Annotated in this window: 11 protein-coding genes and 4 tRNA genes; 4 read left to right on the forward strand and 11 right to left on the reverse strand. The window is 63.0% G+C overall.

All coding sequences use genetic code 11. The features are described from left to right. Positions 1-10 precede the first annotated feature (10 nt). The 4 genes from lon to tig form a co-directional block, all read right to left on the reverse strand. Positions 11-2,407, reverse strand: coding sequence for an endopeptidase La (gene lon, locus LJF27_RS17400; RefSeq protein ID WP_003124759.1), 2,397 nt, complete (start codon positions 2,405-2,407; stop codon positions 11-13). A gap of 131 nt (positions 2,408-2,538) precedes the next feature. Next, positions 2,539-3,819 carry an ATP-dependent Clp protease ATP-binding subunit ClpX gene (gene clpX, locus LJF27_RS17405; protein ID WP_003087924.1) on the reverse strand — a complete coding sequence of 427 codons (1,281 nt, stop codon included), beginning with the start codon at positions 3,817-3,819 and terminating at the stop codon, positions 2,539-2,541. Between the two features lie 104 nt (positions 3,820-3,923). Continuing rightward, positions 3,924-4,565 carry an ATP-dependent Clp endopeptidase proteolytic subunit ClpP gene (clpP, locus tag LJF27_RS17410; RefSeq protein WP_003098129.1) on the reverse strand — a complete coding sequence of 214 codons (642 nt, stop codon included), beginning with the start codon at positions 4,563-4,565 and terminating at the stop codon, positions 3,924-3,926. Between the two features lie 93 nt (positions 4,566-4,658). Next, positions 4,659-5,969, reverse strand: coding sequence for a trigger factor (tig, locus tag LJF27_RS17415; RefSeq protein WP_003087920.1), 1,311 nt, complete (start codon positions 5,967-5,969; stop codon positions 4,659-4,661). A 231-nt stretch (positions 5,970-6,200) separates the two neighbouring features. On the opposite strand from tig, the gene parR reads away from it, so the two are divergent. From parR to LJF27_RS17430, 3 genes are all read left to right on the forward strand, one after another. Then, complete coding sequence (gene parR, locus LJF27_RS17420) at positions 6,201-6,908, forward strand: response regulator transcription factor ParR (RefSeq protein ID WP_003098126.1); 708 nt, start codon at positions 6,201-6,203, stop codon at positions 6,906-6,908. Then, entirely contained in the window at positions 6,909-8,195 is a 1,287-nt protein-coding gene (gene parS / locus LJF27_RS17425; protein WP_003087912.1) for a sensor histidine kinase ParS, read from the forward strand. A 104-nt stretch (positions 8,196-8,299) separates the two neighbouring features. Next, positions 8,300-10,138, forward strand: coding sequence for a serine hydrolase domain-containing protein (locus tag LJF27_RS17430; RefSeq protein WP_023103269.1), 1,839 nt, complete (start codon positions 8,300-8,302; stop codon positions 10,136-10,138). Between the two features lie 286 nt (positions 10,139-10,424). Here LJF27_RS17430 and LJF27_RS17435 read toward each other — a convergent pair whose 3' ends face one another. From LJF27_RS17435 to LJF27_RS17455, 5 genes are all read right to left on the reverse strand, one after another. Further along, complete coding sequence (locus tag LJF27_RS17435) at positions 10,425-10,646, reverse strand: hypothetical protein (RefSeq protein WP_003087901.1); 222 nt, start codon at positions 10,644-10,646, stop codon at positions 10,425-10,427. Between the two features lie 188 nt (positions 10,647-10,834). Then, positions 10,835-10,910: transfer RNA gene (locus LJF27_RS17440), tRNA-His, on the reverse strand. A 66-nt stretch (positions 10,911-10,976) separates the two neighbouring features. Next, positions 10,977-11,061, reverse strand: a tRNA-Leu gene (locus LJF27_RS17445). Between the two features lie 54 nt (positions 11,062-11,115). Beyond that, positions 11,116-11,191, reverse strand: a tRNA-His gene (locus tag LJF27_RS17450). 51 nt (positions 11,192-11,242) lie between these two features. Next, positions 11,243-11,319 (reverse strand) — tRNA-Arg (locus LJF27_RS17455). 278 nt (positions 11,320-11,597) lie between these two features. On the opposite strand from LJF27_RS17455, the gene folD reads away from it, so the two are divergent. Continuing rightward, on the forward strand, positions 11,598-12,452 hold the full coding sequence (folD, locus tag LJF27_RS17460; RefSeq protein ID WP_003087898.1) for a bifunctional methylenetetrahydrofolate dehydrogenase/methenyltetrahydrofolate cyclohydrolase FolD: 855 nt from the start codon (positions 11,598-11,600) through the stop codon (positions 12,450-12,452). 57 nt (positions 12,453-12,509) lie between these two features. Here the strand turns inward: folD and cysS are convergent, their stop codons facing one another. Then, on the reverse strand, positions 12,510-13,892 hold the full coding sequence (gene cysS, locus LJF27_RS17465) for a cysteine--tRNA ligase (protein ID WP_017148932.1): 1,383 nt from the start codon (positions 13,890-13,892) through the stop codon (positions 12,510-12,512). 9 nt (positions 13,893-13,901) lie between these two features. After that, the gene (locus LJF27_RS17470; protein WP_003098032.1) at positions 13,902-15,572 is read right to left on the reverse strand and encodes a glutamine--tRNA ligase/YqeY domain fusion protein; all 1,671 of its coding nucleotides are present in this window, start codon (positions 15,570-15,572) and stop codon (positions 13,902-13,904) included. Positions 15,573-15,674: the final 102 nt, after the last annotated feature.

Raw genomic sequence — 15,674 nt, forward strand, 5'->3', positions numbered from 1 at the left:
TACCTACCGACTAATGCGTGCTAATTCGCTCCTTGGAATCAGGCTCGCGTTTTTCATCCTTTGCAACCATCTCCGGAGCCGCATCGGGCAAGGGCTCCGGGGCGTATTGCAGCGCAATTTGCAGGACTTCGTCAATCCATTTAACCGGTTTAATAACCAGATCACTCTTAATATTGTCCGGAATTTCCTTCAGGTCGCGAACATTTTCCTCGGGAATGATCACCGTCTTGATCCCGCCGCGGTGCGCCGCCAAAAGTTTTTCTTTCAGCCCGCCGATCGCCAGCACCTGCCCACGCAGGGTGATCTCCCCGGTCATTGCCACGTCGGCGCGCACCGGGATCTGCGTGATCGCCGAAACCAGCGCCGTGCACATGCCGATGCCTGCGCTCGGGCCATCCTTCGGCGTAGCGCCTTCCGGAACGTGGATATGGATGTCGCGCTTCTCGTGGAAGTCCGCCGCGATTCCTAGGCTCTGGGCGCGGCTGCGCACCACGGTCAACGCCGCGGTGATCGATTCCGCCATCACGTCGCCCAGCGATCCGGTCTTGGTCAACTGGCCCTTGCCGGGTACCACGGCCGCCTCGATGGTAAGCAGCTCGCCGCCGACCTGGGTCCAGGCCAGCCCGGTCACCTGGCCGATCTGGTCCTGCTGTTCGGCGAGGCCATAACGGAACTTGCGCACGCCGAGGTAGTTCTCCAGCGTCTCGCTGGACACCACCGCCTGGATACGCTTGAGCTTGGCATGCTCCTTCACCGCCTTGCGGCAGACCTTGGCGATCTGCCGCTCGAGGCTGCGCACCCCGGCTTCGCGGGTGTAGTAGCGAATGATGTCGCGCAGGGCGCCTTCCTCGAAGGTCAGCTCGCCCTTCTTCAGTCCGTTGGCCTGGACCTGCTTCGGAATCAGGTACTTGGAGGCGATATTGACCTTCTCGTCCTCGGTGTAGCCCGGCAGGCGGATGACTTCCATCCGATCCAGCAGGGGCGCCGGGATGTTCATCGAGTTCGCGGTGCAGAGGAACATCACGTCGGACAGGTCGTAGTCGACTTCCAGGTAGTGATCGTTGAAGTTGTGGTTCTGCTCCGGATCGAGCACCTCGAGCAGCGCCGAGGCGGGATCCCCGCGCATGTCGCTGCCCATCTTGTCGATTTCGTCGAGGAGGAACAGCGGGTTGCGCACGCCGACCTTGGTCATCTTCTGGATCAGGCGGCCCGGCATGGAGCCGATATAGGTACGACGGTGACCGCGGATCTCGGCCTCGTCACGCACGCCGCCGAGCGCCATGCGCACGAACTTGCGATTGGTGGCGCGGGCGATGGATTCGGCCAGGGAGGTCTTGCCCACGCCGGGCGGTCCCACCAGGCAAAGGACCGGGCCCTTGAGCTTCTTCACCCGCTTTTGCACGGCGAGATACTCGAGAATGCGCTCCTTGACCTCTTCCAGGCCATAATGGTCGGCATCGAGGATGTCTTCCGCCTTGGCGAGATCATGGCGCACCTTGCTCTCGGCCTTCCACGGCACGTTCAGCAGCCAGTCTATGTAGGAACGCACCACGGTGGCTTCCGCCGACATCGGCGACATCTGCTTGAGCTTGTTCAGCTCGGCAGTGGCCTTGGTGTGCGCCTCCTTGGTCAGGCCGGCAGCGTCGATGCGCTTCTTCAGCTCCTCGACTTCGTTGTGCCCTTCGTCGATATCGCCGAGTTCCTTCTGAATGGCCTTCATCTGCTCATTTAGGTAGTACTCGCGCTGGCTGCGCTCCATCTGCTTCTTGACCCGGCCGCGGATACGCTTTTCCACCTGCAGCAGGTCGATCTCGGCATCCAGCAGCGCCAGGACATGCTCGACCCGCGACGACAGGTCGGTGATCTCCAGGATGTCCTGCTTCTGCTCGATCTTCAGCGCCATGTGCGCGGCCATGGTATCGACCAGCCTGCTCGGCTCGTCGATGCTGTTCAGCGAGGAAAGCACCTCGGCGGGGACTTTCTTGCCCAACTGGACGTATTGCTCGAACTGGCTCAGCAGGCTGCGAGTGAAGACCTCGGCCTCGCGCTCGCCGACATTGGCGTCGTCGATGGCCTGGACCGCGGCACGAATGTGCCCTTCCTCCTCGATGAAGCGCTCGACCTGGCCGCGCTGCTCGCCTTCGACCAGCACCTTGACGGTGCCATCCGGCAGCTTGAGCAACTGCAGCACGGTAGCGACCGTACCCATGCGGTACAGGCCATCTTCGCCCGGATCATCGTCCGCGGGGTTTTTCTGCGCCAGCAGGAGGATTTGCTTGTCGCCGGTCATCGCTGCCTCCAGGGCCTCGATGGACTTTTCCCGACCGACGAACAACGGGATGACCATGTGCGGGTACACCACCACGTCACGTAGCGGCAGCAAGGGCAATTCGACGAGTGTTTTCATAATGTCGGCTCTACAGCGGCACTTGGCCACGAAACAGATAGGAAGACCTTTCAGCCTAAGATGGGGTTAGGCCCGGGAAAAAACAAGCGTGCCAGTCGGAAAAGAAAAGGGGCCCGAAGGCCCCTGCTCTTTCATGCCTCAGGCGCAGCCTTGGCTGGCTTTTCGCTGTTCTCGTAGATCATCAGGGGTTGCGACGAGCCATCGATGACACTCTCATCGATGACCACCTTGCTGACATCCTGCTGGGAGGGAATCTCGTACATGGTATCGAGAAGGATACCTTCGAGAATTGAACGCAAGCCACGTGCACCGGTCTTGCGTTCGAGCGCCTTGCGGGCAACCGCCTTGAGTGCGTCCGGACGGAATTCGAGATCGACGCCTTCCATTTCGAACAGCTTGGCGTACTGCTTGGTGAGAGCGTTCTTCGGCTCGGTCAGGATCTGCATGAGCGCAGCCTCGTCGAGCTCATCAAGAGTCGCGATCACCGGCAAACGCCCTACAAACTCGGGAATAAGACCGAACTTGACGAGATCTTCCGGTTCGACTTCCTTGAACGCCTCGCCGACCTTCTTGCCCATCTCCTGACTGCGCACTTCGGCATTGAAACCGATGCCGCCGCGCGCGGAACGGTTCTGGATGACCCGCTCCAGACCGGCGAAAGCGCCGCCGCAGATGAACAGGATGTTGCGCGTATCGACCTGCAGGAACTCCTGCTGCGGATGCTTGCGACCGCCCTGCGGCGGTACCGAGGCAACGGTGCCCTCGATGAGCTTCAGCAGGGCCTGCTGCACACCCTCGCCGGAAACGTCGCGAGTGATGGAGGGGTTGTCCGATTTCCGGGAGATCTTGTCGATCTCGTCGATGTAGACGATGCCCATCTGGGCCTTCTCCACATCGTAATCGCACTTCTGCAAGAGCTTCTGGATGATGTTCTCGACATCCTCGCCCACGTAGCCCGCTTCCGTCAGCGTGGTCGCATCGGCGATGGTGAACGGCACGTTCAGCAGACGTGCGAGGGTCTCGGCCAGCAGGGTCTTGCCCGAGCCGGTTGGGCCGATCATCAGAATGTTGCTCTTGCCGAGCTCGATATCGTCCTTCTTGTCACGCTGGTTGAGGCGCTTGTAGTGGTTGTATACCGCTACCGCCAGAACCTTCTTGGCCCGCTCCTGCCCGATCACGTACTGATCGAGGATGGTGCGGATCTCTTTCGGCGCCGGAAGTTTGTGCCCACTACTTTCCGCCTGCGCTTCCTGCACCTCCTCGCGGATGATGTCATTGCACAGGTCGACACACTCGTCGCAGATAAAGACCGAGGGGCCGGCAATCAACTTGCGCACTTCGTGCTGGCTCTTGCCGCAGAAGGAGCAATACAGCAGCTTGCCGTTGTCCTCGCCGTTGCGGGTATCAGTCATTCGATCGATCCAATGGGTAGCTTCAAACACAAGATGAAGGCAATTGTGGGCATTTTCAAGCCCACGAGGCGGCCGAATGTCTCGACCGCCAGTATTGCGGAGCCTTAGACGGCCAGGTCGCGCTGGGTCATGACCTTGTCGATCAGGCCATACTTGACGGCTTCGTCACCGCTCATAAAGCGGTCACGATCGGTATCGCGGGCAATGACGTCCAGGGGCTGGCCGGTGTGGTGCGCCAGGATCTGGTTCAGACGCTCCTTGATGAAGAGGATTTCCTTGGCATGGATCTCGATATCCGAGGCCTGGCCCTGGAAACCGCCCAGCGGCTGGTGGATCATCATCCGCGAATGCGGCAGGCAGTAGCGCTTGCCGGCGGCACCGCCCGCAAGCAGCAGGGCACCCATGCTGCACGCCTGGCCGATACAGGTGGTCGAGACGTTGGGCTTGATGAACTGCATGGTGTCGTAGATGGACATCCCGGCAGTCACCGAACCACCCGGCGAGTTGATGTAGAGATGAATGTCCTTCTCGGGATTTTCAGCCTCCAGGAACAGCAACTGGGCAACCACCAGGTTGGCCATGTAGTCCTCGACCTGGCCGACCAGGAAGATGATCCGCTCCTTCAGCAGGCGCGAATAGATGTCGTAGGCGCGCTCGCCGCGGGCGGACTGCTCCACCACCATGGGCACCAGGCCACCGGCGGCCTGGATATCGGGAACGTGCGGAATAAAAGAGTTGCGAGACATGTCTTGCGATCACTCCCTAACAGATAGTGAAGCCTCAAAGACGCACAAGCCAGCACTAAGGCTGGCTTGTGGGATTCGAACGAGAGGAACGAATCAGGCCGCTTGCGGAGCTTCGGCCGGCTTGACCGCTTCTTCGTAGGATACCTGCTTATCGGTCACAGTGGCCTTTTGCAGGACAGTATCTACGACTTGTTCTTCCAGTACAACAGAACGGACTTCGTTCAGCTGGGGCTCGTTCTTGAAGTACCAGGCGACGACCTGCTCGGGCTCCTGGTAGGCCGAGGCCATTTCCTCGATCATTTCGCGAACGCGACCTTCGTCGGCCTTCAGCTCGTGCTGCTTGACCACTTCGGCGACGATCAGGCCCAGCACCACACGGCGCTTGGCCTGCTCTTCGAACAGCTCGGCCGGCAGTTGGTCAGGCTTGATGTTGCCGCCGAACTGCTGGACGGCCTGCACGCGCAGACGGTTCACTTCGTTGCCGATCAGGGCCTTGGGCACTTCGATCGGGTTGGCCTGCAGCAGACCTTCCATGACCTGGTTCTTGACCTTGGACTTGATCGCCTGGCGCAGCTCGCGCTCCATGTTCTTCTGCACTTCGGCGCGGAAGCCATCGAGACCGGTTTCCTTCACGCCGAACAGAGCGAAGAACTCTTCGTTCAGTTCCGGCAGCTTGGGCTCGGCTACGCTATTGACGGTAACGGTGAACTCGGCAGCCTTGTTGGCCAGGTCCAGGTTCTGGTAGTCCTCGGGGAAGGTCAGGTTGAGCACACGCTCTTCACCGGCCTTCGCCCCCACCAGCCCTTCTTCGAAGCCGGCGATCATGCGACCGGAGCCCAGTACCAGCAGGGTGCCCTTGGCGGAACCGCCGGCGAAGGCTTCGCCGTCGATCTTGCCGACGAAGTCGATGTTCAACTGGTCATCGTTCTGGGCGGCACGCTCGACCACTTCGAAACGGGTGTTCTGCTTGCGCAGGACATCGAGCATGTTGTCGACATCAGCATCGGAAACTTCGGCCTGCAGGCGCTCGACCTTGATGTCTTCCAGGCCGGAAACGGTAAATTCCGGGAAGACTTCGAAGGTTGCGATGTATTCCAGGTCCTTGCCTTTCTCGAAGGACTTGGGCTCTACCGACGGCGAACCGGCCGGATTCAGCTTCTGCTCGACCACGGCTTCGTAGAAGGTTTCCTGGATCAGATCGCCCATGGCTTCCTGGCGCGCGGAAGCTTCGTAGCGCTGACGAATGACACTCATCGGCACCTTGCCGGGGCGGAAACCTGGAATCTTGGCACGACGGGCGGTCTGCTGCAGACGCTTGTTGACTTCGGTCTCGATACGCTCGGCAGGCACACCAACGGTCATGCGGCGCTCAAGAGCGGAAGTGCTTTCAACAGAAACTTGCATGGATATTCCTCGTTGCACAGACGTAAGCCGGTCCTTCCGGCTCCCAGAATCAAGGGCATGCATTCTAGTAGAGGGAAAAGCAGAAGTCACCCCGCCAGGGTGCAGGCGGATCCCCGGGGTGTTTCCGGCCGCTTCCGCCGATCGCAGCCCGATCTCGAACGAGTCGCTGGAGCTTCGCCGGAAGCGGGCGCATATAATGCCAGCCGATTCCGCTCCGACCGATGAAACCCTATGGACTGCCCTACCCTCAGCAAGGTATTGCTCGTCGAAGACGACCAGAAGCTCGCCCGCCTGATCGCCAGTTTCCTTTCCCAGCATGGTTTCGAAGTGCGCCAGGTGCATCGCGGTGATGCCGCGTTCGCCGCCTTCCTCGACTTCAAACCGCAAGTGGTGGTTCTCGACCTCATGCTCCCCGGACAGAATGGTCTGCAGGTGTGCCGGGAGATCCGCCGGGTCGCGAACCTGCCGATCCTCATACTCACCGCCCAGGAGGACGATCTCGATCACATCCTCGGCCTGGAGTCCGGCGCCGACGACTACGTGATCAAGCCGATCGAGCCACCGGTGCTGCTCGCCCGCCTGCGCGCCCTGATGCGCCGGCACGCGCCCCTTCCCGCCTCCCCGGAAAGCCTGACATTCGGCAAGCTGAACATCGACCGACGGCGGCGCGAAGCGGAACTCGAAGGCCTCGGCATCGAACTGACCACGATGGAGTTCGAGCTGCTCTGGCTGCTGGCCAGCCAGGCAGGGGAAATACTCTCCCGCGACGAGATCCTCAACCAGATCCGCGGCATCGGCTTCGACGGCCTGAACCGCAGCGTCGACGTCTGCATCAGCAAGCTGCGCAATAAACTGAAGGACAATCCGCGCGAGCCGGTCCGGATCAAGACCGTCTGGGGCAAGGGCTACCTGTTCAACCCGCTGGGCTGGGAGCTCTGAATGCTGCGCCTGTTCCTGCGCCTCTACCTGCTACTGGCCCTGGGGTTCGCCGCCGCGATCTTCGTGGTCGACCATGTCATCGACGCGTTCTACGACAGCATCGTCGAGAACTATCACCGCGACGCCGTTCGCGGCCAGGCCTATTCGCTGGTGGAAAAGCTGGCCCCGCTGGACCAGGCCGGACGCCAGCGACAGCTCGAAGACTGGCGTCCCCACTACGGGCTCGAGCTGAGCCTGACGGATGCCAGGCAGGCGAAGCTGACGCAGGAAGAGCAGGCCCTCCTCGACAAGAACCTGCTGGTGGTACGCGAGGACTTCACGGAATTCATCAGCCGCATCGACGCGGGCCCGCAGCTGCTCGACATCAAGCTGCCGCCGGAACCCTCGCTGACCCCACTATTCACCGTGCTGGCCTACATCCTGCTCGGCGTGCTGGTCGGCATCGCCCTGCTGGTATGGGTCCGCCCGCACTGGCGCGACCTCGAGACCCTGCGCCTGGCCGCGCAACGCTTCGGCGACGGCGACCTGTCATCGCGCACGCGCATTTTCCGACGCTCCGACATCCGCACCCTGGCCCAGCACTTCAACCAGATGGCCGACCGCATCGAAAGCCTGATCAGCAACCAGCGTGAACTGACCAACGCGGTATCCCACGAATTGCGCACGCCGATCTCCCGCCTGTCCTTCGAACTCGAGCAATTGAACAAGCAGGTCGACGCCGAAGTACGCCACGACCTGATAGAGGACATGCGCGCCGATCTCGGCGAACTGGAGGAAATGGTCTCCGAACTGCTGACCTACGCCCGCCTGGAGCACGGCAACGTCGGGAGCCACCGGGAAATCGTCGACGCCGCGAGCTGGCTGGATAGCGTCGTCGCCGACGTCGCCCTGGAAGCCGAAGCCGCCGGAGTCACCTGCGAGATCAGCGCCTGCCAGGTCGAACAGATCCGCATCGAGCCTCGCTTCATGGCGCGCGCAGTGATCAACCTGCTGCGCAACGCCATTCGCCACGCACACTCGCGCGTCGAAATCGCCCTCCTCGATCAAGGCGACAGCTGTCAGATACGGGTCAACGACGACGGCCCCGGGATACCGGCGGACGCCCGGCAGAAGATCTTCGAACCCTTTTCGCGCCTGGACGACAGCCGCGATCGCAGCACCGGCGGCTTCGGCCTGGGCCTGGCGATCGTCCGCCGGGTCGCGCAATGGCACGGCGGCTATGCGGAAGCGCTGGAAACGCCGCAGGGAGGCGCCTCCTTCCGCCTGACCTGGGAGCGACCCCGTTGACAGCGGAGGCTTAACAGTCTTTCACAGATTGCTGACAAAGCCGTAAGGACTGCCAGCCAGGCCCGCCCTAGCATGGGACACCTCGCCTTTCCGCCAGGTGTTCCATGTTTCGTGCAATGCATCTTTCCCTTCTCGGCTGCCTGCTCGGCACCAGCGGCTGCCACGGACTGCCGCCCGCCCCGCCAGCGCCGAGCGCCGCCGTGGGCAACTACGGCGAGGTCATCGACTATCTGCAACGCCACATCCGCCGGGAAATGGAAAGGCAGGACGTGCCCGGCCTGGCCCTGGCATTGGTCGACGACCAGCAACTGGTCTGGGCCCGCGGTTTCGGCTATGCCGACCGACAGCACAGGATCAACGCCAGCGAGCACACCGCATTCCACGCCGGCGACCTGTCCAAGCTACTGATCGCCAGCGCGACCCTGCAACTGGCCGAACGCGGCCAACTCTCTCTCGACGCCCCGCTCCAGGACACCTTGCGCGAGTTCTACGTACGCTCACGCTTCCATGCCGACCAGAGCGAGGCGGATCGCGCGATCACTTTCCGCCGGCTGCTCAGCCACCAGTCCGGCCTTCCTGGCGAACACCTGCCGCCCCTGTTCGGCGAACGCCCGAGCTCACTCGGCCAACTGCCGGCGAAAGTATCCGGCGTCTGGCTGAGCAATCCGCCGGGAACCCAGGTCGCCTATTCCAACCTTGGCTACGAGCTGGTCGGCGCGGCTATCGAGCGCAACACCGGAAAGCACTTCGAGCAGCACATGCGGGAGCACCTGCTGGACCCTTTGCAGATGACTCGCTCCAGCTTCGCCAGGAACGCCCTGCCCCAGGCGCAACGCGCCCAAGGCTACAGCGGCGGCGGTCGCCCCAGCTCCGCCGCCGCCAGCGACCTCCCGGTCAACGACCTGTGGAGCAGCCCGGTCGACCTCAGCCGCTTCGTCCGCATGCTGTTCGCCAACGGGCGCCACAAGGAGCGCCAGCTTCTCCGGAAACACTCCGTCGAGGAGATGTTCCGCCAGCAGAACGCCGGCAATGCCCTGGACTTCGACTGCCAGGTGGGCCTGGCCTGGTTCCTCAGCCCGTGCGGCTCCGCGCCGCTGGAAGGGGGCATCCGTCACTATGAGTACGCCAGCGCCACCCCAGGATTCAGCGCCCACCTGGTTCTGCTGCCGGAACAGCGCCTCGCCGCCATTGTCATGAGCAACGCCGATGACAGCGGTTCGCTCACCGCCTCCCTGGCCCGGCAAGCGGCGTCGCTCATGCTGCAGGTCAGGCAGGGCGCTCGTCGCCCCGCCGTACAGCCCACCCCCGCGCGCGCCCCCGCACTGAAGGTGCCGAGCTCGGAGGACCGGCGACAGCTATACGGTCGCTACGCAACCCGCCAAGGCCAGGTTCGCCTGTACGAGCGCCGGGGTCGCCTGTACGCAGATTTCGGCGAACAACGCGTGGAACTGTTGCGCGACACCTCGGGCTGGCTGCAGATGAGAAAAAGACTGCTGGGATTCTGGCCCGTCGGCGTGGACAGCGCCGGACAGTTGCAACTGGACGTGGTCAGCTACGGCCAACGCCGAATCCTGGTGTCCCGCCGCCACGGCCAGGCCGCCTACCTCGGCGAGCGCATCGAGCCGACACCCCTGCCCCAGGCCTGGACCGAAGCCGTCGGCACCTACCGCGTCGCCAGCACGAGCCGGCACAGCTACCTGAACGGCCTGAGCATCAGGATCGAAGACGGCTTCCTGCTGGTGCGCGGGCAAGCCGGAGGAACCCGCTCCGGCGAGTTCATCCTGCAACCCATCGACAGCGCACACGCCGTCCTGGCCGGCAGCGGCCAGGGCCTGGGAGACACCTTCAGTCGCGACTTCGACGGTCTGAACGCGCTCGGCTACCGCTTCGCCCAGCAAGACACCAAGGCACGTCCCTGGCTGCAACGGAAGGAGTCCCCATGAGAAACCCCTCCCTGTGCCTCGCCGGCACGCTCGCCAGCCTCTGCTCCGCCGCTGTCGCCGAAGAGTGGCATGACAGCATCGGCCTGGGCGTCCTGGTGGAATACCGTTTCTGAAACGCACCGAGAGAGAATACGAACATGTTCACCGCCTTCGCCTTCCGCGGCCGCCAACCTTATACCGTTCGCCGGAACACAGCCCAGGGCGCGACCTTGCGCCCGAAACTGGCGAACCGGCCGGATGCGCCGGCTTCCGCCGGGAAGTCCTGAACTGCGGAGCGTCTACGGCCTCATTGGCAACGGATCACGCCGCTGGCGATTTCGTCGTCGATGGAGCGCAGCGCATCGGCATCCTGGTGCATCTGCTCGATCACCTCGAGCAGGCGCTGCGCCAGCTTCGGATCGTTCGCCCGCTCGACGGCGCGCATGACCTCGACCGCAGCCGATTCATGATTGTTCGCCATCTGCTTGAGAGCCTTGCGCAAGCGCTGCTCGGTCCATTTCATCGACATGTCGCTTCACCCAGACTGCATATACGGACCCGCCAGGAACGACGGGCTCGCTTAAGAGCGCCGGAGCTGGAACAAGTTCAACCTGCCGTCGCCCCATGAGGGCGGGTTGGGTGCCGGAAAGGCAAGCGGAGAAGAGATCGAGAAGCGCAAACGAAAACGCCAGGCACAAGGCCTGGCGCTTCGAAATATGGGGTGGACGATGGGAATCGAACCCACGACACCAGGAGCCACAATCCTGTGCTCTACCAACTGAGCTACGCCCACCATATCGTGAATCGTGCCGGACGTTCCGGCTTCAACCGCAGCGGCCGGACAAGCCGAGCCTGAAGGTGGTGCGGACGGAGAGACTCGAACTCTCACGCCTTGCGGCGCTGGAACCTAAATCCAGTGTGTCTACCAATTCCACCACGTCCGCGGGACACTGCTTGGAAATGAAAACGCCAGGCCCCGGGCCTGGCGCTTCGGAATATGGGGTGGACGATGGGAATCGAACCCACGACACCAGGAGCCACAATCCTGTGCTCTACCAACTGAGCTACGCCCACCATATTACGACTTGCGGTAAAACATCGCCTGCTTCTTGCCGATTCGCCGAATGGCGCACCCGGCAGGACTCGAACCTGCGACCATCCGCTTAGAAGGCGGATGCTCTATCCAGCTGAGCTACGGGCGCTTTATTCATCTGCATTCAATGCTGAGCGCAAACTTTAAGCTCTGGCAATCACAAAGTCAGCAACCGACTTGCTTTACCTCTTACCCTGCGTCCGGCTGTGCTCGGCAAGCGGGGCGCATGTTATACAGGGGGCGAAAGGCCGTCAACGGGTTTTTTAAAAAAATTCAGCTATATAAAGGAGTTACGGCAAATCCACGGGTCGCCTCCTTTGCCCCGGGCGGCGTCCATGCGAAAATGCGCGTCCTTTTTCCACCCGATTCGATGGTTACCCTTCCGACATGACCGCACAACTGATCGACGGCAAAGCGATCGCCGCCAACCTTCGCCAGCAGATAGCCCAACGCGTGACCGAGCGCCGCCAGCAAGGCCTGCGCGTTCCCGGCCTGGCGGTGATCCTGGTCGGCACCGATCCGGCCTCTCAGGTCTATGTGGCGCACAAGCGCAAGGACTGCGAGGAAGTCGGCTTTCTCTCCCAGGCCTACGATCTTCCCGCCGAAACCAGCCAGGACGACCTGCTGGCCCTGATCGACCGCCTGAACGACGATCCCGCCATCGACGGCATCCTGGTCCAGCTACCCCTGCCCGCCCACCTGGACGCCTCCCTGCTGCTGGAGCGTATCCACCCGGACAAGGACGTGGATGGTTTCCATCCCTACAACATCGGCCGCCTGGCCCAGCGCATGCCCCTGCTGCGCCCCTGCACCCCGAAAGGCATCATGACCCTGCTCGCCAGCACCGGCGCCGACCTGTACGGCATGGACGCGGTCGTGGTCGGCGCCTCGAACATCGTCGGCCGGCCCATGGCTCTGGAGTTGCTGCTGGGTGGCTGCACCGTCACCGTGACCCACCGCTTCACCCGCGACCTGGCCGACCATGTGTCGCGCGCCGACCTGGTGGTGGTCGCTGCCGGCAAGCCGGGACTGGTCAAGGGCGAGTGGATCAAGGAAGGCGCCATCGTCATCGACGTCGGCATCAACCGCCAGGCCGACGGCCGCCTGGTCGGCGACGTGGAATACGAGGTGGCGGCGCAACGCGCCAGCTGGATCACCCCGGTGCCGGGCGGCGTCGGGCCGATGACCCGCGCCTGCCTGCTGGAAAATACCCTGCACGCCGCCGAACACCTGCACGACTGAGGTCGCCGGTAATGAAAAGCCCCGCGAACGCGGGGCTTTTCATTTATCGCTGCGGGTTCAGTCGGCCAGGCGCCAGGTAGTGCCGCCCTTGCCATCCTCCAGCACCACGCCCATGGCGGTGAGCTGGTCGCGAATCCGGTCGGACTCCGCCCAGTTCTTCGCCGCCCGCGCCTCCAGGCGCGCCTGGATCAGCGCCTCGACCTCGGCCGCATCGACCTTGCCCTCGGCGCCCGCCTGCAGGAAGGCTTCCGGCTCCAGCTGCAGCACCCCCAGCAGGCCAGCCAACTGCTTCAGGCGCGCGGCCAGCGCAGCCGCCGCCGACAGGTCGCTTTCGCGCAGACGATTGACCTCCCGCGCCAGCTCGAACAGCACCGAGCAGGCACCCGCGGTATTGAAGTCGTCGTCCATCGCCGCGGCGAAGCGCTCGACATACTCCGCCGCTTCCGCCGGCGCCGCCTCGGGCAGCCCCTTGAGCGCGTTGTAGAAACGGTCCAGGGCCGCCTTGGCCTCGCGCAGGTTCTCCTCCGAGTAGTTGATCGGACTGCGGTAATGGCTGGCGATCAGCAGGTAACGCACCACTTCGGGGTGATATTTCTCCAGCACTTCGCGGATGGTGAAGAAATTGCCCAGCGACTTGGACATCTTCTCGCCGTTGATGGTGATCATCCCGCAGTGCAGCCAGGACTTGGCGTAGGGCTTGCCGGTCGCGGCCTCGCTCTGGGCGATCTCGTTCTCGTGGTGAGGGAACTCCAGGTCGTTGCCACCGCCATGGATGTCAAAGGAATCGCCCAGGCAGCAGGTGGACATCACCGAGCACTCGATGTGCCAGCCCGGGCGGCCATCGCCCCAGGGCGACGACCAGCTCGGCTCGCCCGGCTTGGCGCCCTTCCAGAGCACGAAATCGAGCGGATCCTCCTTCGCTTCGCCCGGCTCGATCCGCGCACCGATGCGCAGGTCCTCGACCCGCCGCCGCGACAACTTGCCGTAGCCAGCGAACTTGCCGACCCGGTAGTACACGTCACCGTTGCCCGGCGCGTAGGCATAGCCCTTGTCGATCAGGGTCTGGATCATCGCGTGCATGCCGGCGATGTGATCGGTGGCGCGTGGCTCCTGGTCCGGCTTGAGGATGTTCAGCCGGGCCTCGTCCTCGTGCATCGCCGCGATCATGCGCTCGGTCAGCACATCGAACGGCTCGCCGTTCTCGTTGGCGCGATTGATGATCTTGTCATCGATATCGGTGATGTTGCGCACGTACGTCAGGTCGTAGCCACGGTGGCGCAACCAGCGGGTGATCACGTCGAACGCCACCATGCTGCGGCCGTGGCCCAGATGGCAGTAGTCGTACACGGTCATGCCGCACACGTACATGCGTACCTGGTTGCCGACCAGCGGCGTGAAGACTTCTTTGGTCTTGCTCAGCGTGTTGTAGATCTGCAGCACGGTCTTTCCTCAGCCCTGTCCCCAGGAGTCACGCAGGGTGACGGTACGGTTGAACACCGGCTTGCCCGGCCTGGAGTCCTTCAGGTCGGCGACGAAATAGCCTTCGCGCTCGAACTGGAAGCGATCCTCCGGGTTCGCCTGGCCCAGCGACGGCTCGGCGCGACAGCCGGCCAGTACCTGCAGGGAGTCGGCGTTGATGTTGTCGAGGAAGCTGCCGCCCTCTTCCGCCTTCTCCGGATTGGCCGAGCGGAACAGCCGATCGTACAGGCGCACTTCGCACTCGACGCTGCCCTCGGCCGGCACCCAGTGGATCACGCCCTTGACCTTGCGGCCTTCCGGGTTCTTGCCCAGGGTGTCCGGATCGTAGCTGCAGCGCAGTTCGACGATATTGCCGTCGGCATCCTTGATCGCTTCGTCGGCACGGATCACGTAGCTGCCGCGCAGACGCACCTCGCCACCGGGGATCAGGCGCTTGTAGCCGGCCGGCGGGACTTCCTCGAAGTCACCGGCATCGATGAACAGCTCGCGACCGAACGGCAGTACGCGCACTCCCATGTCTTCCTTCGGATGACGCGGCAACTCGAGGTTCTCCACCTGCCCTTCGGGGTAGTTGGTGATCACCACCTTGAGCGGTTTCAGCACGCACATGGCACGCGGCGCGGTGGCGTCCAGGTGGTCGCGGATGCTGAACTCGAGCATGCCGATGTCGACCACGCCGCTGGCACGGTTCACCCCGATCATCTCGCAGAAGTTGCGGATCGACTCCGGGGTGTAGCCGCGGCGGCGATAGCCGGACAGGGTCGACATGCGCGGATCGTCCCAGCCGCTGACATGGCCTTCGTCGACCAGTTGCTTGAGCTTGCGCTTGCTGGTCACGGTGTAGTTCAGGTTGAGCCGGGAGAATTCGTACTGGCGCGGTTGCGCAGGCACCGGCAGGTTGGCCAGGAACCACTCGTAGAGCGGACGATGGTCTTCGAATTCCAGGGTGCAGATCGAATGGGTGATGCCCTCGATGGCGTCCGACTGACCGTGGGTGAAGTCGTAGCTCGGGTAGATGCACCACTTGTCGCCGGTCTGGTGGTGATGCGCATGGCGGATGCGGTACAGGATCGGGTCACGCAGGTTCATGTTCGGCGAACCCATGTCGATCTTCGCCCGCAGCGAACGGGCGCCGTCGGGGAACTCACCGGCCTTCATGCGGGCGAACAGGTCGAGGTTCTCCTCCACCGAACGGTCACGGTAAGGGCTGTTGCGGCCCGGCTCGGTGAGGGTGCCGCGGTATTCGCGCATTTCCTCGGGACCGAGGTCGCAGACGAACGCCTTGCCGGCCTTGATCAGCTCGATGGCCCAGGCATGCAGCTGGTCGAAATAGTTGGAGGCATAGCAGACCTCGCCGGACCACTGGAAGCCCAGCCACTTGATGTCGGCCTCGATGGCATCGATGTACTCCTGGTCTTCCTTGGCCGGGTTGGTGTCATCGAAGCGCAGATGGCAATCGCCAGCGAATTCCTGGGCCAGGCCGAAGTTCAGGCAGATCGACTTGGCGTGGCCGATGTGCAGGTAACCGTTGGGCTCCGGGGGGAAACGGGTGACGATCTTCGCGTGCTTGCCGGCATCCAGGTCGGCTTGAACGATCTGGCGCAGGAAGTTCGGGGCGGCGGTGGTCTCTGGCTTGCTCATGGGATCCTTGGTCATGCTCTCGCCCGACCAGGGTAGGCCGGGCAAATCAAAGCGCTTATCATAGCCGAAGCTGTCAACCCCCTGACAGGCCTTCGATTTTCA

This window comes from Pseudomonas sp. 203-8 (assembly GCF_020708595.1).
Taxonomy (GTDB): Bacteria; Pseudomonadota; Gammaproteobacteria; order Pseudomonadales; family Pseudomonadaceae; genus Pseudomonas; species Pseudomonas aeruginosa.

Excerpts from the sequence above, each read along its gene's own strand:
- tig (WP_003087920.1), bottom strand. The coding sequence starts at position 5,969 with ATGCAAGTTTCTGTTGAAAGCACTTCCGCTCTTGAGCGCCGCATGACC.
- LJF27_RS17435 (WP_003087901.1), bottom strand. The coding sequence starts at position 10,646 with ATGTCGATGAAATGGACCGAGCAGCGCTTGCGCAAGGCTCTCAAGCAG.
- LJF27_RS17470 (WP_003098032.1), bottom strand. The coding sequence starts at position 15,572 with ATGAGCAAGCCAGAGACCACCGCCGCCCCGAACTTCCTGCGCCAGATC.
- parS (WP_003087912.1), top strand. The coding sequence starts at position 6,909 with ATGCTGCGCCTGTTCCTGCGCCTCTACCTGCTACTGGCCCTGGGGTTC.
- LJF27_RS17430 (WP_023103269.1), top strand. The coding sequence starts at position 8,300 with ATGTTTCGTGCAATGCATCTTTCCCTTCTCGGCTGCCTGCTCGGCACC.
- folD (WP_003087898.1), top strand. The coding sequence starts at position 11,598 with ATGACCGCACAACTGATCGACGGCAAAGCGATCGCCGCCAACCTTCGC.
- lon (WP_003124759.1), bottom strand. The coding sequence starts at position 2,407 with ATGAAAACACTCGTCGAATTGCCCTTGCTGCCGCTACGTGACGTGGTG.
- clpX (WP_003087924.1), bottom strand. The coding sequence starts at position 3,819 with ATGACTGATACCCGCAACGGCGAGGACAACGGCAAGCTGCTGTATTGC.
- clpP (WP_003098129.1), bottom strand. The coding sequence starts at position 4,565 with ATGTCTCGCAACTCTTTTATTCCGCACGTTCCCGATATCCAGGCCGCC.
- parR (WP_003098126.1), top strand. The coding sequence starts at position 6,201 with ATGGACTGCCCTACCCTCAGCAAGGTATTGCTCGTCGAAGACGACCAG.